The organism is Delftia sp. JD2 (assembly GCF_001682645.1).
Taxonomy (GTDB): Bacteria; Pseudomonadota; Gammaproteobacteria; order Burkholderiales; family Burkholderiaceae_C; genus Comamonas; species Comamonas acidovorans.
This window is the reverse complement of record NZ_LFJT01000062.1, coordinates 1-20578: the sequence shown is the minus strand read 5'-3', so window position 1 is coordinate 20578 and position 20578 is coordinate 1. Positions and strand designations below refer to the sequence as shown.

General features: G+C 65.1%; 21 protein-coding genes. 7 read left to right on the top strand and 14 right to left on the bottom strand.

The window, feature by feature from the left end:
• Positions 1 to 67: 67 nt before the first annotated feature.
• A complete protein-coding gene (fghA, locus tag ACM14_RS24810) occupies positions 68 to 940 on the bottom strand; it encodes an S-formylglutathione hydrolase (RefSeq protein WP_065347638.1) in 873 nt (290 codons plus the stop codon).
• Between the two features lie 142 nt (positions 941 to 1082).
• Positions 1083 to 2192 (bottom strand): S-(hydroxymethyl)glutathione dehydrogenase/class III alcohol dehydrogenase, encoded by a 1110-nt coding sequence (locus ACM14_RS24805; protein ID WP_012204334.1) that lies wholly within the window; start codon positions 2190 to 2192, stop codon positions 1083 to 1085.
• 238 nt (positions 2193 to 2430) lie between these two features.
• Here ACM14_RS24805 and ACM14_RS24800 point away from each other — a divergent pair, with 238 nt between their 5' ends.
• Positions 2431 to 3468, top strand: a complete 1038-nt coding sequence (locus ACM14_RS24800) for a GlxA family transcriptional regulator (RefSeq protein WP_065347626.1) — start codon at positions 2431 to 2433, stop codon at positions 3466 to 3468.
• An 11-nt stretch (positions 3469 to 3479) separates the two neighbouring features.
• Here ACM14_RS24800 and ACM14_RS24795 read toward each other — a convergent pair whose 3' ends face one another.
• From ACM14_RS24795 to ACM14_RS24745, 11 genes are all read right to left on the bottom strand, one after another.
• On the bottom strand, positions 3480 to 4796 hold the full coding sequence (locus ACM14_RS24795; protein WP_175403305.1) for a DEAD/DEAH box helicase: 1317 nt from the start codon (positions 4794 to 4796) through the stop codon (positions 3480 to 3482).
• A gap of 255 nt (positions 4797 to 5051) precedes the next feature.
• Positions 5052 to 5570: a hypothetical protein gene (locus ACM14_RS24790; RefSeq protein ID WP_065347624.1), complete on the bottom strand. Its 519-nt coding sequence runs from the start codon at positions 5568 to 5570 to the stop codon at positions 5052 to 5054.
• Positions 5567 to 6082, bottom strand: a complete 516-nt coding sequence (locus ACM14_RS24785; RefSeq protein ID WP_065347623.1) for a hypothetical protein — start codon at positions 6080 to 6082, stop codon at positions 5567 to 5569. The genes ACM14_RS24790 and ACM14_RS24785 overlap by 4 nt, the downstream gene beginning before the upstream one ends.
• Positions 6079 to 6732 carry a peptidoglycan recognition family protein gene (locus ACM14_RS24780; RefSeq protein ID WP_230356791.1) on the bottom strand — a complete coding sequence of 218 codons (654 nt, stop codon included), beginning with the start codon at positions 6730 to 6732 and terminating at the stop codon, positions 6079 to 6081. Before ACM14_RS24780 ends, ACM14_RS24785 begins: the two co-directional genes overlap by 4 nt.
• Positions 6733 to 6972: 240 nt before the next feature.
• Positions 6973 to 8283, bottom strand: coding sequence for a citrate synthase (locus ACM14_RS24775; protein WP_012204342.1), 1311 nt, complete (start codon positions 8281 to 8283; stop codon positions 6973 to 6975).
• 25 nt (positions 8284 to 8308) lie between these two features.
• Complete coding sequence (locus tag ACM14_RS24770; protein ID WP_012204343.1) at positions 8309 to 8608, bottom strand: succinate dehydrogenase assembly factor 2; 300 nt, start codon at positions 8606 to 8608, stop codon at positions 8309 to 8311.
• On the bottom strand, positions 8608 to 9312 hold the full coding sequence (locus ACM14_RS24765) for a succinate dehydrogenase iron-sulfur subunit (protein ID WP_012204344.1): 705 nt from the start codon (positions 9310 to 9312) through the stop codon (positions 8608 to 8610). The genes ACM14_RS24770 and ACM14_RS24765 overlap by 1 nt, the downstream gene beginning before the upstream one ends.
• Positions 9313 to 9339: 27 nt before the next feature.
• Positions 9340 to 11145, bottom strand: a complete 1806-nt coding sequence (gene sdhA, locus ACM14_RS24760) for a succinate dehydrogenase flavoprotein subunit (protein WP_012204345.1) — start codon at positions 11143 to 11145, stop codon at positions 9340 to 9342.
• A 33-nt stretch (positions 11146 to 11178) separates the two neighbouring features.
• Positions 11179 to 11544: a succinate dehydrogenase, hydrophobic membrane anchor protein gene (sdhD, locus tag ACM14_RS24755; protein ID WP_012204346.1), complete on the bottom strand. Its 366-nt coding sequence runs from the start codon at positions 11542 to 11544 to the stop codon at positions 11179 to 11181.
• Positions 11545 to 11580: 36 nt separating this feature from the next.
• Entirely contained in the window at positions 11581 to 12003 is a 423-nt protein-coding gene (gene sdhC, locus ACM14_RS24750; RefSeq protein WP_012204347.1) for a succinate dehydrogenase, cytochrome b556 subunit, read from the bottom strand.
• Positions 12004 to 12137: 134 nt separating this feature from the next.
• Positions 12138 to 12926 carry a GntR family transcriptional regulator gene (locus ACM14_RS24745; protein WP_012204348.1) on the bottom strand — a complete coding sequence of 263 codons (789 nt, stop codon included), beginning with the start codon at positions 12924 to 12926 and terminating at the stop codon, positions 12138 to 12140.
• Between the two features lie 218 nt (positions 12927 to 13144).
• On the opposite strand from ACM14_RS24745, the gene ACM14_RS24740 reads away from it, so the two are divergent.
• The 5 genes from ACM14_RS24740 to acnB all read left to right on the top strand — a co-directional run bounded on the left by ACM14_RS24740 (position 13145) and on the right by acnB (position 19242).
• Positions 13145 to 14131 (top strand): malate dehydrogenase, encoded by a 987-nt coding sequence (locus ACM14_RS24740; protein ID WP_013803435.1) that lies wholly within the window; start codon positions 13145 to 13147, stop codon positions 14129 to 14131.
• 14 nt (positions 14132 to 14145) lie between these two features.
• A complete protein-coding gene (tam, locus tag ACM14_RS24735; RefSeq protein ID WP_013803434.1) occupies positions 14146 to 14952 on the top strand; it encodes a trans-aconitate 2-methyltransferase in 807 nt (268 codons plus the stop codon).
• Positions 14949 to 15968: a CoA ester lyase gene (locus tag ACM14_RS24730; protein ID WP_012204351.1), complete on the top strand. Its 1020-nt coding sequence runs from the start codon at positions 14949 to 14951 to the stop codon at positions 15966 to 15968. Before tam ends, ACM14_RS24730 begins: the two co-directional genes overlap by 4 nt.
• Positions 15969 to 15999: 31 nt before the next feature.
• A complete protein-coding gene (locus ACM14_RS24725) occupies positions 16000 to 16587 on the top strand; it encodes a hypothetical protein (RefSeq protein ID WP_013803433.1) in 588 nt (195 codons plus the stop codon).
• Positions 16588 to 16650: 63 nt separating this feature from the next.
• Positions 16651 to 19242 carry a bifunctional aconitate hydratase 2/2-methylisocitrate dehydratase gene (gene acnB, locus ACM14_RS24720; RefSeq protein ID WP_012204353.1) on the top strand — a complete coding sequence of 864 codons (2592 nt, stop codon included), beginning with the start codon at positions 16651 to 16653 and terminating at the stop codon, positions 19240 to 19242.
• 76 nt (positions 19243 to 19318) lie between these two features.
• On the opposite strand, the gene ACM14_RS24715 is transcribed toward acnB, so the two are convergent.
• On the bottom strand, positions 19319 to 20137 hold the full coding sequence (locus tag ACM14_RS24715) for a helix-turn-helix domain-containing protein (protein ID WP_016453928.1): 819 nt from the start codon (positions 20135 to 20137) through the stop codon (positions 19319 to 19321).
• A gap of 131 nt (positions 20138 to 20268) precedes the next feature.
• On the opposite strand from ACM14_RS24715, the gene ACM14_RS24710 reads away from it, so the two are divergent.
• Positions 20269 to 20578 (top strand): hypothetical protein (locus tag ACM14_RS24710; protein WP_065347621.1); only part of this gene is annotated, 310 nt, incomplete at its 3' end.

Below are 20578 nucleotides of genomic sequence, written 5' to 3'. Positions count from 1 at the left end.
AGCCGCCTCGCGGCGATGGCGTCGTCCCCCTCCCGCGAAGCGAGAGAGGGGGAAGGCGCGAAGCGCCTCAGGGGGTGTTCAGTTGTTTTGCATGATGGCGCAGATGGTCATCAATGAAGCTCTGGATGAAGTAGTAGCCGTGGTCGTAGCCGCCGTGGCGGCGCAGCGTCAGCGGCTGGCCGGCCTGGGCGCATGCGGCCTCGAAGGCTTCGGGCAGCAGCTGCTTTTCGATCAGGAACTTGTCGGCCAGGCCCTGGTCCACGAGGATGCCGGCCGGGTAGGGCGCCTGGGTCTGCGCGGCCATCAGGCAACTGGCGTCATGCGCTTCCCAGGCCTTGCGGTCATCGCCCAGATAGCCTGAGAAGGCTTTCTGGCCCCAGGGGCAGTTGACGGGGTTGGCGATGGGCGCGAAGGCCGACAGGCTCTTGAAGCGGCCCGGATGGCGCAGCGCCAGCGTGAGCGCGCCGTGGCCGCCCATGGAGTGGCCGAAGATGCCCAGCCGCTGCGCGTCGATGGGCAGGCGTGCGGCGATCAGCGGCAGCAGCTCGCCCAGCAGATAGCTTTCCATGCGCCAGTGCAGTGCCCAGGGCTTGGTGGTGGCGTCCAGATAGAAGCCCGCGCCCACACCGAAGTCCCAGGCATCGGCCTCGCCGGGCAGGCCTGCGCCGCGCGGGCTGGTGTCGGGCGCGATCAGCGCAATGCCCAGCTCGGCGGCCAGGCGCTGGGCGCCGGCCTTGGTCATGAAGGTCTCTTCGGTGCAGGTCAGCCCGGCCAGGTAGAGCACGGCGGGCACCTTCTCGCCGGCCACGGCCTTGGGCGGCAGGAAGACCGAGAACTTCATGTTCAGGCCGATCTCGGCGGAGAAATGCTCGTAGAAACGCTGTGCGCCGCCGAAGCAGGCATGGGCGTTCTTGAGTTCCAGGGGCGGCAGTGCGGACATGGTGTTCCTCAAAAAGAAAAATGCTACGGGCACCTTGGCAAGCGGTGCGTGCAGCATTCAAAGATGGGAGTTGATACGCTATATACGGTCAACGGCCCATGAAACTGGCGCTGCCCAGGCGCGCAGCGCCTCAGGGGGAGCTTCAGTACACGACGACGGAGCGGATGGACTTGCCTTCGTGCATCAGGTCAAAAGCCTCGTTGATTTCCGGCAGGCCCATGGTGTGCGTGACGAAGGGGGCCAGCTGGATCTCGCCGCTCATGGCCTGCTCGACCATGCCGGGCAGCTCGCTGCGGCCCTTGACGCCGCCGAAGGCCGTGCCCAGCCACTTGCGGCCCGTCACCAGCTGGAAGGGGCGTGTGGAGATTTCCTGGCCCGCGCCGGCCACGCCGATGATGACCGACTGGCCCCAGCCGCGGTGCGCGCATTCCAGGGCGGCACGCATCACGTTGACGTTGCCGATGCACTCGAAGCTGTGGTCCACGCCCCAGCCCGTCATCTCGACGATGACCTGCTGGATGGGCTTGTCGAAATCCTTGGGATTCACGCAGTCGGTGGCGCCGAAGGTGCGTGCCAGGTCGAACTTGGAGGGGTTGGTGTCCACGGCGATGATGCGGCCGGCCTTGGCCAGCTTGGCGCCCTGGATCACGGCCAGGCCGATGCCGCCCAGGCCGAACACGGCCACGGTGTCGCCTTCCTGGACCTTGGCGGTGTTCTTGACGGCACCCAGGCCCGTGGTCACGCCGCAGCCCAGCAGGCAGACCTGCTCGGGGTTGGCATCGGGGTGGATCTTGGCCAGCGAGACTTCGGCGACCACGGTGTATTCGCTGAAGGTGGAGCAGCCCATGTAGTGGTAGATGGGCTCGCCGTTGTACGAAAAGCGCGTGGTGCCGTCGGGCATCACGCCCTTGCCCTGGGTGGCGCGCACGGAAACGCACAGGTTGGTCTTGCCGCTCTTGCAGAACAGGCATTCGCCGCATTCGGCGGTGTACAGCGGGATCACGTGGTCCCCGGGCTTGACGCTGGTCACGCCTTCGCCGACCTCGACGACGATGCCCGCGCCTTCATGGCCGAGCACGGCGGGGAAGATGCCTTCCGGGTCGTCGCCCGACAGCGTGAACGCGTCGGTGTGGCAGACGCCGGTGTGGGTGATCTTGATCAGGACCTCGCCCTTCTTCGGGGGGGCCACGTCGATCTCGACGATCTGCAGGGGTTCTCCAGCCTTGAAGGCGACGGCGGCTTTGGATTTCATGGGCGTGTCTTTCTGTCGGGGTGGCTCAGGAACGGCAGTGCGCGCGCTCCGCGAAGCCTTGAATGTAGGCCATGGCCGGGCGGCCCGGCCGCATCATGGCCGCAGCCCCAGGTGATATGTCCGAATCTGAGGGGTGTGGCCGGCTTCGGCCGGGCCTGCTGGCCGTGGGTGCTTGCGTCTTTTCGTATAGTCCGCCCCATTCTTTCCACCCTGACCGCCTCCGAGCCCGCCGTTTCCCATGGACCACCGCCACGCCAGCGCCCACCGCATCGATCTTGTCGTCTACCCCGGCTTCAAGGCGCTGGAGGCCATAGGGCCCATGTCGGTGTTCGACTATGCCAACGTGCACCTGCGCGCGCGCGGCCAGAGCGATGGCTACGAGGTGCGCGTGGTCTCGCAGCGGCAAGGGCCCGTGCGCTCGGACACGCTGATGTCGCTGGAGGCCACGCATACGCTGGCCGGGCTGGAGGCTGCAGGCATGGGCTGCACCGTGGTCGTCGTGGGCTCGCGCCATATCGAGCAGGTGCTGGGCGGCTCGGGCGAGCTGGTCGCCTGGCTGGGCCGAGTGGCGCCGCGTGTGCAGCGGCTGATTGCACTGTGCTCGGGCAGCTTCTTCCTGGCCGAGGCGGGTTTGCTGGACGGCCGGCGCGCGGCCACGCACTGGAGCGTGACGGCGCAACTGGCCCAGCGCCATCCGCGCGTGCAGGTCGATGCCGATGCCATCTACCTGCGCGAGGAAATCCGCGATGGCGCAGGCAGCCGCCAGCTGTGGACCTCGGCCGGCGTGACGGCCGGCATCGACCTGGCGCTGGCCGTGGTGGAGGAGGATTTCGGCCACGCGCTGGCGCTGGAGGTGGCGCGCGACCTGGTCATGTATCTCAAGCGCCCCGGCGGGCAGTCGCAGTTCAGCGTGCCGCTGGCGGCCCAGGCCGCGCAGCACGGCGGCGTGCAGGCCGTGCAGCAGTGGGTGATGACCCATCTGGCCGAGCCCCTGACCCTTGCTCAGATGGCCGAGCAGGCGCACATGAGCGAGCGCCACCTGCGCCGCGTGTTCCAGCAGGAAACCGGGCAAAGCCCCACGGCCTTTGTGGAGAGCGCGCGGCTGGAGGCGGCCAAGCAACTGCTGGAAAGCCAGGCCCATCTGCCGCTCAAGACCGTGGCCGCGCGCGTGGGCCTGGGCTCGGAGCAGGCGCTGCGCCACCTGTTCGTGCGCCACCTGGGCATTACCCCGGTGGCGTACCGGGATCGCTTTGGTGGGCGAGGCGGCGCGGGCTGAACCGGAAACGCTCAGTTCTTTTTTGCGGTCTCGGCTGCTTCGGCGGCCGCGGCGCGCAGCTTGTCCTTCTTGCTCGGGCGGCGGCCCTTGATGCCGCCGTTGCCGTCCTGCGCCACCGGAGGCGGCGGCACGGGCTCGGTGGGCTCGAAGCCCGGCAACTGCTCCAGTTCAAGGTCCAGCTGGTTGCGCTTGCAGATCAGTGCCCAGTGCGCCTGGTCGGCCGGCGTCACGAAGCTGATGGCCGTGCCGTCCTCGCCCGCGCGGCCCGTGCGGCCGATGCGGTGCACATAGTCGGTGGCCGAGCGCGGCAGGTCGTAGTTGACGACCAGGGGCAGCTGGGTGATGTCGATGCCGCGCGCCGCCAGGTCGGTGGTGATCATCACTTGCCAGCGCTTGGCCTTGAAGTCGGCCAGCGCTTCCTTGCGTGCGCCCTGGCTCAGGTCGCCATGGAAGGCCGTGGCAAAGATGCCGGCCTTGTAGAGCTTTTCAGCCACCAGTTCGGCCGTGTGCCGCGTGGCCACGAAGACCAGGGCACGTTCGAGCGTGACAGGGTCGGTGCCCGCAGCGGTGTCGCCCTGCACCAGCTGGCGCAGCAATTGCGTGCGGCGGGCGCGGTCCACGGCAATGGCGCGCTGGGTGATGCTTTGCGGGCTGGCGGCATCCTGGCCTTCGGCGGCATCGACGCGTGCCTGAACGGGATCGTGCAGCAGGCCCGTGGCCAGCGATTGCACGGCATCGGGATAGGTGGCTGAGAACAGCAGGGTCTGGCGTTGCTTCGGCAGCAGGGCCAGCACGCGTTGCAGCTCTTCCTGAAAGCCCAGGTCCAGCAGGCGGTCGGCCTCGTCCAGCACCAGGTGGCGCACGGCGGACAGGCGCACGGCGTTGTGCTCCACCAGGTCCAGCAGGCGGCCCGGCGTGGCCACCAGGAAGTCGGCACTGCCGCGCAGCATCATCATCTGCGGGTTGATGGACACGCCGCCATAGACCACGCCGATGCGCGGCGGCTGCTTGAGCGCGCGGCCCAGGTCGGACAGCGTCTCGCCCACCTGCTGGGCCAGCTCGCGCGTGGGCACCACGATCAGCGTGGTCAGGGTTCGCACAAAGCCGCCCTGGGCACCCTGGGCCTTGCCGCCATCCATCCAGCGCTGCATCAGCGGCAGCAGGTAGGCGGCCGTCTTGCCCGAGCCCGTGGGCGCACAGGCCCAGAGGTCGCGGCCCGCAAGCAAGGGGGCGATGGACTGGGTCTGTATGGGCGTGGGATCGACCAGGCCCAGGTCTTGGAGGCTGGAGACCAGCGCCGGGCTCAGGCCGAGGGAGGCAAAGTTCATGGTGTGCAGGGAGTGGCTGGGGCCGGAACCCCGGCGCAAGAAAGGGCCGGCCACGAGGGCCGGGGGGGCATTGTCGGCGAAACCGCGCCGCTGCGTGAAGCAGGGGGCTTGGCCCCGGCGCTCAGGCCAGGCGGCGCAGTCGGCCAGCGGGCTGTTCACCAGGCCACCTGCCGTTGCAGCCGGGTCGGTGGCGCGTGCCTGTCCAGGGATCGGGCATCGCCGAAATGAGTGCCCAGAAGATCGAATGGAGGTGGCTCACGGAGGAAGTCGTCCCTGCCTCTTCAGCTCCTTGAGCCGTCGTTCGGTTGCGCGGTCCAGGGCGTCCTGCAGCAGGTCCATTTTGCGTTTCTTGCAAGGTGCGCAGTCGTAGTAGCGCGAGGGCTTTCCTATGGCTTTGAGCTTGTTTGTGGTTTCAAAGATTCTTATTCGGCCTGTTGGCTCGATGTTCATGACGATGATCTTTCCGTTCTTGAACGTGACGGACGCACCTCCGGAGCATCCGGATCTATCCATGTTTTCTTCGCTGAAATAGGATTTTTCCGAGATTCGGCGTATGTGCTGCAATGCATATCGCACATCCTTTTCGGTCAAGATCACATCGTCGCAATCGAGCCAGTTCTTGTCTTCCCAAGAAGAGCCGCCTGAGGGCTCGATGATTTCGATTCTCTGTACATGCCTGACTGGGTATCTGGCATCGGCTGCATGAGCCGTGGAGACCAGAGTCATAGCGATTACCGAAATCATCGCGCAAGAGATCGTGCCGACGTGATTCATGGCGGGAGCCTGCCCTGTTTTTTCAACTCCTTGAGCCGCCGTTCCGTGGCGCGATCCAGGGCATCTCGGAGCAGGTCCATCTTGCGTTTGTTGCAGGGTGGGCAGTCGTAGAAGCTCTCAGAAATGCTCTTGGGCTTGAGCGTTTCGGTGGCTTCGAAGATGTTGATGAATCCGGTCGGTTCAACTCCGATGACGATGAGCTTGCCGTTGTGGAACCTGACCGACGCGCTCCCTGCGCAGCCTGTTCTTTCCCTGTCCTCGCTGAAGAATGCCTTCCTCGAGATCCTGCGTATGTGCTGCAACGCATATCGCACGTCTTCCTCGGTCAGGACCACATCGTCGCAATCGAGCCAGTTCTTGCTCGCCCAGGAGGAACTTTCAGATGGCGAGATGATGTCGATTTTCTGGATGGTCTTGACGGGGTATCTGGCATCGCCCGCATACAGCGAGGAAACCATGGTCATGGCCATCGCGGAGATGGCAATCCGAGAACGCATGCGAATGGGATTCATGGTGTCATTTTCCAGTTCGCACCTTCCGCTTCGGTCAGGTTTTTTCGGCTCACGTCCGGATGCTTGAAGATCTCGCTGGGCGACAGCTGCATGGAATCTTGAAGCGCTCCAACAAGCCATGTCAGAGCTCGGTTCTGTGCCTCAGTCGGCGTGGGATAGATACCAAACCATCCGCGTAACTCTTCGGGAGTCCAGCCCCTTGGTCTGGGTGGCGGTGTGAATCCCTTCGGCAGCTCCGCTCGGCCGACCATCTCGATACCTATGGCCTCCATATTGCTCGGATAGCGTTCACCAGGAGCCTTCAGCATCTCGATGCGGTGTACCCCCTTTGCCTTCAGTCCTTCATAGTCCCTGGCCTTGCATTTCCCCACAAGCAGGCATCTCGCCTTCAGCGGGCCCACATGGTTGGCACGCTGATAGATGGCGGCAGTCTGGTAGATGGTGCCGTCCTTGTCGATCAGGAAGTGCGCCCCATTGGCCTTCGGGTTCCTGTAGCTATTGAGCGAAGACTGGGCCGTGTTGGCATCGGTCTGGTGCACGACGATGCCGGTGATGGCGGCGGTCCGCTTTCCTCTCTCGATGGCGGGGCTGCGCGCATTCCTGACGCGCGCATGGATGAGCATTCCGTCCTTGTTGATTTCGACAAGCATGTGAGTCCCGGGGTTGCGTTGAATGGCAGCGGGCATTGCGCTGCGGCTCCATCCCGTTTGAGGGAGGGTCAACGGCCACCTTAAGGTGGATAGGCTCAATCAATGGGCATGCCACGATAGGGAAAATGGTGTTCCTAGGACTGGTGCGGCCTTCTGGAGCGGTGGGCTCGCAAATGAAAAAAGCCCCATGCAAAGGCATGGGGCTTTTGGGTGCCGGGCCGCTGAGGCTCGGACCTGCGATCAGCGCTGGCCGATCGGCTTGACGTCGCGGGACACGGAGCCCGTGAACAGCTGGCGGGGACGGCCGATCTTGTACTCGGGGTCGGCCATCTGCTCGTTGAGCTGGGCGATCCAGCCCACGGTGCGGGCCAGGGCGAAGATGCCGGTGAACAGGTTCACGGGCACGCCGATGGCGCGCTGCACGATGCCGGAGTAGAAGTCCACGTTCGGGTAGAGCTTGCGCTGCACGAAGTAGTCATCTTCCAGGGCGATCTTCTCGACTTCCTTGGCCAGGGCGAACAGGGGGTCCTTTTCCAGGCCCAGTTCGGCCAGCACTTCATTGCAGGTTTCCTGCATGAGCTTGGCGCGGGGGTCGTAGTTCTTGTAGACGCGGTGGCCGAAGCCCATCAGCTTGACGCCGCTGTTCTTGTCCTTGACCTGTTCCATGAACTCGCCGACCTTGGCAACGCCGCCGTTGGCCTGCAGGTATTCCAGCATGTTCAGGCAGGCTTCGTTGGCGCCGCCGTGGGCAGGACCCCACAGGCAGGCCACGCCGGCCGAGATGGCGGCGAAGGGGTTGGTGCCCGACGAGCCGCACAGGCGCACGGTGGAGGTGGAGGCGTTTTGCTCGTGGTCTGCGTGCAGGATGAAGATGCGGTCCAGCGCGCGCTCGACCACGGGGTTCACCTTGAACTCCTCGCAGGGGTTGCCGAACATCATGCGCATGAAGTTGCCGGCGTAGCTCAGGTCGTTCTTGGGGTACATGTACGGCGCACCGATGCCGTACTTGTAGGCCATGGAGACCAGCGTGGGCATCTTGGCGATCAGGCGGATCGCGGCGATGTCGCGGTGCTCGGCGTTGTTGATGTCCATGTTGTCGTGGTAGAAGGCCGACATGCCGCCGACCAGACCCGTCAGGACGGCCATGGGGTGGGCGTCACGGCGGAAACCACGCAGGAAGAACTGCATCTGCTCGTTGACCATGGTGTGCTTGGTCACGCGCTCGACGAAGTCGGCCTTCTCAGACTCGTTGGGCAGCTCGCCGTACAGCAGCAGGTAACAGGTCTCGAGGTAGTCGCAGTTCTTGGCCAGCTGCTCGATGGGGTAGCCACGGTACAGCAGCTCGCCCTTGTCGCCATCGATGTAGGTGATGGCGGACTGGCACGAGGCGGTAGAGAGGAAGCCCGGGTCATAGGTGAACATGCCGGTCTGCGCGTACAGCTTGCGGATGTCCACCACGTCGGGACCGACGTTGCCCTGGTAGACGGGCAGCTCGACGCTGGGAGCGCCGTTGCTGAATGACAGCGTTGCTTTGTTGTCTGCGAGTTTCATTTCCAAACTTCCTTCTCTAGATTGCCTAGCCTACTAGCGGGAGAGAACCGGGCTTGCGCTTGCGCACCAGTTCCAGAACTTCCCTGATTTCTTGGGTATCGAGTTCACCTTCAGGCTCCTTGCGGCGCAAGAAGAGGTCCATCAGGTCGTTGTCTGCCAGGTCCATCAAGGCAGACAGACCGCTCGCGTGTCTCCGCGTGAGCTGGTCTCCGTAGGTGGCGAAGAACTGCGCGATGAACAGGTCGTTCTCGACCAGGCCACGCCGGCAGCGCCAGCGCAGCAGGTCTCGCTCGCGTTCGTCGAGCAGAGTATTCGTCATGGTCATCAGATGGCCCGGCGGACCATCAGTTCCTTGATCTTGCCAATGGCCTGCGTGGGGTTCAGGTGCTTGGGGCACACGTCCACGCAGTTCATGATGGTGTGGCAACGGAAGAGGCGGTACGGATCTTCCAGGTTGTCAAGGCGGTCACCCGTGGCCTCGTCGCGGCTGTCCGCGATGAAGCGGTAGGCCTGCAGCAGGCCGGCCGGGCCCACGAACTTGTCGGGGTTCCACCAGAAGCTGGGGCAGCTGGTGGAGCAGCTGGCGCACAGAATGCACTCGTACAGGCCGTTGAGCTCTTCGCGCTCTTCAGGCGACTGCAGGCGTTCCTTGGTGGGAGACGCGAAGCTGTCGTTCTGCAGGTACGGCTTGATCGAGTGGTACTGCTTGAAGAACTGCGTCATGTCCACGATCAGGTCGCGGATCACGGGCAGGCCGGGCAGGGGCTTGAGAACGATGTCGCCCTGCAGGGTCTTCATGTTCGTCAGGCAGGCCAGGCCGTTCTTGCCATTGATGTTCATCGCGTCCGAGCCGCACACGCCTTCGCGGCAGGAGCGGCGGAACGAGATGGAGGGGTCCATCTCCTTGAGCTTGACCAGGGCGTCCAGCAGCATGCGCTCGTGGCCGTCCAGCTCGACCTCGACGGTCTGCATGTAGGGCTTGGCATCCTTGTCCGGGTCGTAGCGGTAGATCTTGAAAGTGCGCTTCATTTGTCTGTTCTCTCGTGGGCTGCTGGATTAGAACGTGCGGACCTTGGGCGGCACGCTGTCCACCGTGAGGGGCTTCAGGTTCACGGGCTTGTAGTCCAGGCTGTTGGTGGCGCTGTACCACAGGGTGTGCTTGAGCCATTCCTTGTCATTGCGGCCCAGCGGGAACTCGGCGTGGTCGGCAGGATGCTCGTAGTCGTACACGGTGTGGGCGCCGCGGCATTCGTGGCGGGCAGCGGCCGAGATCATGGTGGCCTGGGCCACTTCGATCAGGTTGTCCACTTCCAGCGCTTCCATGCGGGCGGTGTTCCAGACCTTGGACTTGTCCTTGAGGGTCACGGAGCCCACGCGTTCGCGGATGGCGTTGATCTTGACTTCGCCTTCGTCCATGCTCTTTTGCGTGCGGAACACGCCGGCATGCTGCTGCATGGTGGCGCGGATGTCGCCAGCCAGGTCCTGGGCGTAGGTGCCTTCCTTGGAGTCGTCGAGCTGGTTCAGGCGCGTGAGCGTGCGCTCGGAGCCATCGGCCGGCACGGCCTTGTGGTCGCCGAAGCCGTTGACGAACTGCACGATGTGCTTGCCGGCCGACTTGCCGAAGACCAGCAGGTCCAGCAGCGAGTTCGTGCCCAGGCGGTTGGCGCCGTGCACCGACACGCAGGAGCATTCGCCCACGGCATAGAGGCCATTGACCACGTTGTTCTGCTGGCCGTCCCACACCACGACCTGGCCGTTGATGTTGGTGGGAATGCCGCCCATCTGGTAGTGGATGGTGGGCACCACGGGAATCGGTTCCTTGGTGATGTCCACGTTGGCGAAGTTGTGGCCGATCTCTTCCACCGAAGGCAGGCGCTTGCGGATGGTGTCTGCACCCAGGTGGTCCAGCTTCATCAGGATGTAGTCCTTGTTGGGACCACAGCCACGGCCTTCCTTGATTTCCTGGTCCATGGAGCGGGACACGAAGTCACGCGGTGCCAGATCCTTCAGCGTGGGAGCGTAGCGCTCCATGAAGCGTTCGCCTTCGCTGTTGAGCAGGATGGCGCCTTCGCCACGGCAGCCTTCGGTCAGCAGCACGCCCGCGCCGGCCACGCCGGTGGGGTGGAACTGCCAGAACTCCATGTCCTGCAGCGGGATGCCTGCGCGTGCAGCCATGCCCAGGCCGTCGCCGGTGTTGATGAAGGCATTGGTCGATGCCTGGAAGATGCGGCCTGCGCCACCCGTGGCCAGCAGCACGGCCTTGGCGTGCAGCTCGTACAGGTCGCCGGTTTCCAGTTCGATGGCGGTCACGCCGACCACGTCGCCCTGGGTGTTGCGGATCAGGTCCAGCGCCATCCACTCCACGAAGAAGTTGGTCTTGGACTTGACGTTCTGCTGGTACAGCGTGTGCAGCATGGCGTGGCCGGTACGGTCGGCTGCGGCGCAGGCGCGCTGCACGGGCTTTTCACCGTAGTTGGCCGTGTGGCCGCCGAAGGGACGCTGGTAGATGGTGCCGTCGGGGTTGCGGTCGAACGGCATGCCGAAGTGTTCCAGCTCGATCACGACGTTGGGCGCTTCGCGGCACATGAACTCGATCGCATCCTGGTCGCCGAGCCAGTCGGAGCCCTTGATGGTGTCGTAGAAGTGGTAGTGCCAGTTGTCCTCGCTCATGTTGCCCAGCGAAGCGGACACGCCGCCCTGCGCAGCCACGGTGTGCGAGCGCGTGGGGAAGACCTTGGACAGCGAGGCCACGGACAGGCCGGCGCGCGACAGTTCCAGCGCGGCACGCAGGCCGGAGCCGCCAGCGCCGACGATGACGACGTCAAACTTGCGCTTGGTGATGTTTGCTTTGGAGTAGCTCATTCTTAACCTTCAATCGTGGAGACCGCGTCTCTATCAGATACGCCACAGGATCTGGATGCCCCAGCCGGCGCAGCCGACGAGCCAGACCAGGGTGAAAACGTTCAGCACCAGGCGCAGGCCCACGGGCTTGACGTAGTCCATCCAGATGTCGCGCACGCCGACCCAGACGTGCCAGGCCAGCGAGACGATCACGGCGAAGGTCAGGAACTTCATCCACTGCGGGGCAAAGATGCCGGCCCACAGGTCATAGCCGACGGAGCCGGTGCTGAAGATCAGCTTGGCCAGCAGCACGATGGTGAACAGTGCCATCAGCACGCCGGTGACGCGCTGCACCATCCAGTCGCGGATGCCGTAGTGCGCACCGACCACGGTGCGCTTGGAGCCGTAATTCACGGACATGGTTCTTTTTCCTTATCGTGAGGGAGAGATCGTGAATCAGTACAGGCCGAACAGCTTGGCACCCAGGATCAGGGTCAGGCCAACGCTCAGGACCAGCACCACCAGGGCCGAGGACTTGCCGAACTGCTTGTTGACGGCGTGGTGGTTCACATCCATGAACAGGTGGCGGACGCCGGCGCAAAAGTGGTGCAGGTAGGCCCAGATCAATGCCAGGCACACGAGCTTGAGGAACCATCCGAAGGGACCCGCGAAAACCGAGGTGAAGCCGTCGAAGGAGATCTCCGAAGTCAGCGACATGTCCATCATCCACAGGATGAAAGGCAGCAGGATGAACATCAGCAGGCCGCTGATGCGGTGCAGGATGGACACGATGCCGGCCGGCGGCAACCGGTAGGTGGGGAGGTCCTTGAAGAAGTTGATGTTGCGGAACTCTGGCCGCTTTTTGGCTTGCTCAGTCATGGCAGGGTACTTTCGTGGATGTAACTGCTTCGTAATCGCTCAGGGGCGGCGATGCAAAATTCTATTGCAATGCAATAAAAACAGCTTTGCTGGGAATTGCGTATTTTCGCCCGCTTCTCTGGGGAACGGATCGTTCAGCTCAGCGCGTTGCGGTAGTGATGGGTGTCGGTGCGGTACAGGCCACGGCGTAACTCCATGGGAACATCGTTGTATGTGTAAGCGGTGCGCTCCACGCTCAGCAGGGGCGTGGTGCTGGGGACATCTAGCAGCAGGGCCTGTTCTGCCTCGGGCAGGACGGCGCGGATCTTTTCGTCGGCGCGCACCATGCGCACGCCGTAGTCCAGCTCGAACATGGCGTAGGTGGGGCCCTGGTAGGCGGACATCTGCTCGGCGGTCAGGCCCTTGAAGGCGTGGCCCGGCAGCCAGATGTCTTCCAAAATGGTCGGGATTGCGGAGAACGACAGCACGCGGCGCACATGCATCACGGCATCGCCGCTGCGCAGCGCCAGGCCGCGCGCCACGTCCGCCGATGCGCGCAGGCGCCGGCAGTCGATGATGCGGCGCTCGGCACGGCCCTCGCCCTGCTGGTCGCCGCCGTCGGGCTGCAGCTTGAGAAAGCGGTACTGCACATGCTGGGCCGCGTGGGTGGCCACGAAGGTGCCCTTGCCCTGGCGGCGCATCACCAGGTTCTCCGCGGCCAGCTCGTCGATGGCCTTGCGCACCGTGCCCTGGCTCACGCGAAAGCGCGCGGCCAGCTCCATCTCGCTGGGAATCAGTTCGCCGGGCCGCCATTCGCCTGCTTCAAGGCTCTGCAGTATCAGTCCCTTGATCTGCTGATACAAAGGGCTGAAGGCCGGGGTCGATGCGCCCGCGCCGATGGTGGGAGCGGCGTTGTCTGAGGCGAGGGGAGGCAGGACTGGCATGGAAAAGTTCGGGGTGGGGAGGCTCCCGGCGACGCAGATGAAAGACTTGGAAACAGACGTCGATCATATCTTATATAAGACATAAGACAAATTGACCGGGCTTCGAAATCGGGAGTACACTTTCGCGTTGTTTGCGGAGCACGGGCTGCTGGTTTCTGACGCTGGTGCGACCTGGCGCCGATAACACCTGATTTTTTCCCCATCCCTGGAGTTTCATCATGAGCAAGAAGCCCGTTCGTGTCGCCGTCACCGGTGCCGCCGGTCAAATTGGTTACGCCCTGCTGTTCCGCATCGCCTCCGGCGAAATGCTGGGTAAGGACCAGCCCGTCATTCTGCAACTGCTGGAGATTCCCGACGAGAAGGCCCAGAACGCGCTCAAGGGCGTGATCATGGAACTCGAAGACTGCGCCTTCCCCCTGCTGGCCGGCATCGAAGCCCACTCCGACCCCCTGCAAGCCTTCAAGGACACCGACTACGCCCTGCTGGTCGGCGCGCGTCCCCGCGGCCCCGGCATGGAACGTGCCGACCTGCTGGCTGCCAACGCACAGATCTTCACGGCCCAGGGCAAGGCGCTGAACGCCGCTGCCTCGCGCAACGTGAAGGTGCTGGTCGTCGGCAACCCCGCCAACACCAACGCCTACATCGCCATGAAGTCGGCTCCGGACCTGCCGGCCAAGAACTTCACCGCCATGCTGCGCCTGGACCACAACCGCGCTGCATCGCAGCTGGCTGCCAAGGCCGGCTTCAAGGTGGGCGACATCCGCAAGCTGACCGTCTGGGGCAACCACTCGCCCACGATGTACGCCGACTACCGCTTCGCTACCGTCAACGGTGAAAGCGTCAAGGCCAAGATCAACGACCAGGCCTGGAACAAGGACGTGTTCCTGCCCACCGTCGGCAAGCGTGGCGCCGCCATCATTGCTGCTCGTGGCCTGTCCTCGGCTGCCTCGGCTGCCAACGCTGCCATCGACCACATGCGCGACTGGGCCCTGGGCTCGGGCGGCGAATGGGTCACCATGGGCGTGCCCTCCAACGGCGAATACGGCATCCCCGCCGGCATCGTCTTCGGCTTCCCGGTCACCACCGAGAACGGCGAGTACAAGATCGTCGAAGGCCTGGAAATCGACGCCTTCTCGCAAGAGTGCATCGACAAGACCCTGGCCGAGCTGCAAGGCGAACAGGACGGCGTCAAGCACCTGCTGTAAGCCGCCGGCAAGCCATGCTCGACTGGAATCCCGCGCTTTACCTGCGTTTCGCCAATGAGCGTACGCGCCCCGCAGCCGAGCTGCTGGCGCGTGTGCCCTTGGCCCAGGCCCGCCATGTGGTGGACCTGGGATGCGGGCCGGGCAATTCCACCGAGCTGCTTGCACAGCGCTATGCCGGTGCCACGATCACCGGCATAGACAACTCCCAGGCGATGCTGGCCACCGCGCGCCAGCATCTGCCTGAGGCCCGCTTCGCGCTGGCCGACATTGCTTCCTGGACGCCCGCCCCCGGCGAGAGCGCTCCCGACCTGATTTATGCCAATGCCTCCCTCCAGTGGGTGGGGGAGCATGAAACGCTGATACCCCGCCTGTTCGCCCAACTGGCGCCAGGGGGCGTGCTGGCGATACAGATGCCCGACAACCGGCAGGAAGCCACGCACCGCGTGATGCGCGAGATCGCCAGCCTGCCCAAGTTTGCCGCCTACATCGGCGATGCCGCCAAGGTGCGGGCCGACATCCTGCCCATCCGCAGCTACTACGACCTGCTGGCCGGTCCGCAGGAGCAGGCCGGCGTCGAGGCCGGCGCCGTCGATGTCTGGCACACCGTCTACCAGCATCCGATGGACTCGGCCGGCGCCATCGTCCAGTGGCTGCGCGGCACCGGCCTCAAGCCCTTCGTCGAAGGGCTGCCCGAAGCCCTGCAGGCCGACTTCCTCACCGAATACGAAAACCGCGTGGACGCCGCCTACGGCGTGCGCGCCGACGGCCGGCGCCTGCTGGCCTTCCCCCGCCTGTTCATCGTCGCCCAGCGCAAGCCATGACCGCCGCCACGTCCACACCCTCTCGCGCACACCCGGCCCAGGTGCTGCTCGATGCGCAGGGCGGTGCCCTGCACCTGCCCGTCTGTGACCACTACAGCGGCGTGGAAGTGCGCATGCGCAAGAGTCTGCAGCTGCAGGCCGAGATGATGGCCGAGTTCGGCACCTGCGTCTTCGACGTCACGCTGGACTGCGAAGATGGCGCCCCCGTGGGCCAGGAGGCGGCCCATGCGCGCCTGGTGGCCTCGCTGGCGCGCGATGCCGCGCCCGGTGCCCGCGTGGCTGCGCGCGTGCATGCCGTGGACCACGCCAGCTTCGCGCAGGACCTGGACATCATCGTCGGCGAGGCCGGCGACCGCCTGTGCCACCTCATGCTGCCCAAGGTGGAAAGCGTGGACGACGTGCTGCTGGCCGAGCGGCATCTGGGTCGCCTGGGCTGCCGCGAACTGCCGCTGCATGTGCTCATCGAGTCGCCCGCCGCCGTGCACCGTGCCTTCGACATTGCCGCGCACCCGCGCGTGCAGAGCATTTCCTTCGGCCTGATGGACTTCGTCTCGGCCCATGGCGGCGCGATTCCTGCCTCGGCCATGGGCTCGGCCGGCCAGTTCGACCATCCGCTGGTCGTGCGTGCCAAGCTGGAGATCGCAGCTGCCTGCCACGCGCACGGCAAGGTGCCTTCGCACTGCGTGGTCACCGAGTTCAGGAATCCACAGGCGCTGCAGGCCGCTGCCACACAGGCGTCACGGCGGCTCGGCTATACCCGCATGTGGAGCATCCACCCGGACCAGATCCGTCCCATCCTCGCCGCCTTCGCGCCCCAGGCCGACGAAGTGGCGCAGGCCGCACAAATACTTACCGCCGCCGAGGCCGCCGATTGGGCGCCCGTCAGCGTGGATGGTGTATTACATGACCGGGCGAGCTACCGCTATTTCTGGCAGTTGCTCACACGTGCCCACCAGACCGGCCAGGCGCTGCCCCCACAGGTGCAGCCCTGGTTTGCATCAGAATCACTTGCTTAGCCCACACCGGGAATTTGCAGGAGCCCAACGTATGAAGACAGCTATCGCCTCCATCCTGATCGCAGCCCCCTTGCTGGCCATGGGCCTGGGTGCCAGCGCCGCCGAGCCCGCCACCGCAAAGAAGGCACCGGCCAAGGCCGCTGCCAAGCCTGCGGCCAAGAAGGCCCCCGCCAAGAAGGCCACCACGGCCAAGGCCGCTGCCGGCGCTGCCGCCGTCGGCGGTGCGGCCGCCGTCGCAACTGCTGCCCAACAGCCGCTGTCCGCCGAAGACCTGGCCATTTCCGAGCGCGTGCACACCGGCCGCATCCCCTGCGAGCTGGGCGCCTTCGTCAATGTGACGGCCGACCAAGCCAACCCGGGTTACTTCAACATCGACGGCAAGGGCTTCAAGTACCACATGTCGCCCGTCAAGACCTCGACCGGCACCGTGCGCCTGGAAGACAAGCATGCCGGCGCCGTCTGGCTGCAGATCGCCAACAAATCGATGCTCATGAACCAGAAGGTCGGCCAGCGCCTGGCCGACGAATGCATGAGCCCCGATCAGCTTCAGGTGGCCGAGGCCATCAAGAAGAACCCGCCTCCCAGCCTGCTGGAAGCACCCAAGCCCGCCGGCCAGTAATCCAGGCCCGGACCTGAGCGTCCCGCAAGCAGCCCCACTTTAGAAAACCATGGAGAGAGAATCATGTTGAAAGCCTACCGTGACCACGTGGCCGAACGCGCCGCGCTCGGTATCCCCCCGCTGCCGCTGGAAGCCAAGCAGGTTGCCGAACTGATCGAGCTGATCAAGAACCCGCCCGCTGGCGAGGACGCCTTCCTGCTCGACCTGCTCACGCACCGCGTTCCTCCGGGCGTGGACGATGCCGCCAAGGTCAAGGCCAGCTTCCTGGCAGCCGTGGCCCACGGTGACATCCAGGTGGCTCTCATCTCCAAGGCCAAGGCCACCGAGCTGCTGGGCACCATGGTGGGTGGCTACAACGTGCATCCCCTGATCGAGCTGCTGGACGACGCCGAAGTCGCCGGTGTGGCCGCCGATGCGCTGAAGAAGACGCTGCTGATGTTCGACTTCTTCAACGACGTGGCCACCAAGGCCAAGGCCGGCAACGCCAAGGCCCAGGAAGTCATGAAGAGCTGGGCTGACGCCGAGTGGTTCACCTCGCGCCCCGAAGTGGACAAGAAGATCACCGTCACCGTCTTCAAGGTGCCCGGCGAGACCAACACCGACGACCTGTCGCCCGCGCCCGATGCCTGGAGCCGTCCGGACATCCCGCTGCACTACCTGGCCATGCTCAAGAACACCCGTCCCGACGCGGCCTTCAAGCCCGAGGAAGACGGCAAGCGCGGCCCGATGCAGTTCATCGACGACCTCAAGAAGAAGGGCCACCTGGTCGCCTACGTGGGCGACGTGGTCGGCACCGGCTCCTCGCGCAAGTCGGCCACCAACTCCATCGTCTGGGCCACGGGCCAGGACATCCCCTTCGTGCCCAACAAGCGCTTCGGCGGCGTGACCCTGGGCGGCAAGATCGCTCCCATCTTCTTCAACACGCAGGAAGATTCGGGCTCGCTGCCCATCGAAGTCGATGTCACCAAGCTGGAGATGGGCGACGTCATCGACGTGCTGCCCTATGACGGCAAGCTGGTCAAGAACGGCGAAACCGTCGCCGAGTTCCAGCTCAAGAGCGACGTGCTGTTCGACGAAGTGCGCGCCGGCGGCCGCATCAACCTGATCATCGGCCGCTCGCTGACCGCCAAGGCCCGCGAATTCCTGGGCCTGTCTGCCTCCACCGTGTTCCGCCTGCCCCAGGCGCCCGCTGCTTCGAACGCCGGCTTCACGCTGGCCCAGAAGATGGTCGGCCGCGCCGTCGGCCTGCCGGAAGGCCAGGGCGTGCGCCCCGGTACCTACTGCGAGCCGCGCATGACCACCGTGGGTTCGCAGGACACCACCGGCCCCATGACCCGCGACGAGCTCAAGGACCTGGCCTGCCTGGGCTTCTCGGCCGACATGGTCATGCAGTCCTTCTGCCACACGGCCGCCTACCCCAAGCCCGTGGACGTCAAGACGCACCGCGAGCTGCCTGCCTTCATCAGCAACCGCGGCGGCGTGGCCCTGCGTCCCGGTGACGGCGTGATCCACTCCTGGCTCAACCGCCTGCTGCTGCCCGACACCGTGGGCACGGGCGGCGACTCGCACACGCGCTTCCCCATCGGCATCTCCTTCCCCGCAGGTTCCGGCCTGGTGGCCTTCGGCGCCGCCACGGGCGTGATGCCCCTGGACATGCCCGAGTCCGTGCTCGTGCGCTTCAAGGGCGAAATGCAGCCCGGCGTCACCCTGCGTGACCTCGTGCATGCCATTCCCCTGTACGCCATCAAGGCAGGCGCACTGACCGTGGCCAAGGCCGGCAAGAAGAACATCTTCTCGGGCCGCATCCTGGAAATCGAAGGTCTGCCCGACCTGAAGGTGGAACAGGCCTTCGAGCTGTCCGACGCCTCGGCCGAGCGCTCGGCTGCCGGCTGCACGATCAAGCTCAACCCCGAGCCGATCAAGGAGTACCTGACCTCGAACATCGTTCTGATGAAGAACATGATCGCCGACGGCTACGCCGACGCCAAGACGCTGCAGCGCCGCATCGAGAAGGTCGAAGCCTGGCTGGCCAAGCCCGACCTGCTCGAAGCCGACAAGGACGCCGAATACGCTGCCGTGTTCGAGATCGACCTGGCCGACATCAAGGAACCCATCGTCTGCTGCCCCAACGATCCCGATGACGCCAAGTTCCTGTCCGAAGTGGCCGGCACCAAGATCGATGAAGCCTTCATCGGTTCGTGCATGACCAACATCGGCCACTTCCGCGCAGCAGCCAAGCTGCTGGGCGGCCAGCGCGACATCCCCGTCAAGCTGTGGGTGGCTCCGCCCACCAAGATGGACCAGAACGAGCTGATCAAGGAAGGTCACTACGCCGCCTTCGGCACGGCCGGTGCCCGCACCGAAATGCCGGGCTGCTCGCTGTGCATGGGCAACCAGGCCCAGGTCCGCGAAGGCGCGACGGTGATCTCCACCTCGACCCGCAACTTCCCCAACCGCCTGGGCAAGAACACCAACGTGTTCCTGGGCTCGGCCGAGCTGGCCGCCATCGCATCGCGCCTGGGCAAACTGCCCACCAAGGAGGAATACCTCAAGGAAATGGGCGTGATCGATGCCGACAAGTCCAGCGTCTACCGCTACATGAACTTCGACCAGATCGAAGAGTACGCGGACGTGGCCAGGGGCGTGAGCGCCTGAGTCCGGCCTGATCCGGCTCCATGAGCAAAGCCCGCTTCGGCGGGCTTTGCTGCTTTCTGGCTCTGTACTTTCCGGTTTACGCAGTCTGCTTCAACCGCCCCAGCACCTCCTGCGTCTGCGCATCCGCCGGAAAGAACGACTCCACGGCCAGCTCCTGCAGGGTCACATCCACCGGCGTGCCGAAGATGGTGATGGTGCTGATGAAGTTCAGGCGGCCATGGTCGGTGTCCAGCGCGAAGGGCACGGCGATGTGGCTGGCAGGTGCTGCGCCATGTGAGTCCGCTTCATCTTCCTTGAACGGGTAGGCGGCAATCTCGTCGTGCAGCGCCTGCAACTGTGCATCCGACGTGGCGGCAATCTGCTGCTGCAGGCGGTGCAGCAGATGCGCGCGCCAATGGGCTGCGTTGGCCAGGCGCGGGCCCAGGCCTTCGGGGTGCAGGCTCAGGCGCAGCACATTGACGGGCGGCTCCAGCAGCCAGGGCGCCACGCCGGCCAGCAGCAGCGGCACGATGGCGTTTGCGGCCACCAGGTTCCAGTGCCGGTCCACGGCCAGGGCGGGATTGGGTTCGTGGCCCTTGAGCACCAGGTCCACGGCCTGGCGCGCGGCGGCCAGGTCCGGGTGGTCCAGCGGCCGGGCCTGGTACATGGGCGCATAGCCTGCGGCCACCAGCAGCGCGTTGCGCTCGCGCAGTGGCACGCCCAGGCGCTCGACCAGGCGCAGCACCATCTCGCGGCTGGGTTGGGCGCGGCCGGTTTCCACATAGCTCAGGTGGCGCGTGGAGATCTCGGCTTCCAGCGCCAGGCCCTGCTGGCTCAGGCGGCGGTGCTGGCGCCAGTGGCGCAGATGGTCGCCGAAGGGCGAGCGCGCGGACGGGGGATGGGCGGTGGAGGTCATGGCCCGCATCGTAGCGGCGGGGCCGGCGTGGCGGCCATGACCTGCGAGGTTATCGACCCTGTGCAGCCTGCGGCGGACCATGCAGTCCATGGCATGCACGGTGTGTGCCTGTTGCTCTCAAGGAGTTCGCCATGTCGATGTTCGCTTCCCCCCGTTTCCTGCCCCGCGTGATGTGGGCCGATGCTGCTTCCTGCGCCGCCTCGGGCGCCTTGCAACTGGTGGCGGGGCAGCCGCTGTCGGATGTGACGGGGTTGCCTCTGGCGCTGCTGCAGTCCACAGGCTGGTTTTTGCTGGGCTATGCGCTGCTGGCTGCGTGGATGGCGGCGCGCTCGCCTGTGCCGCGGCGGTTGATCGGGCTGGTGGTTGTGGGGAATTTCGGGTGGGCTGTGGGCTGTGTTGCGCTGTTGGCGTTTGGTGGGTTGGGGGTGTCTGCCTGGGGGG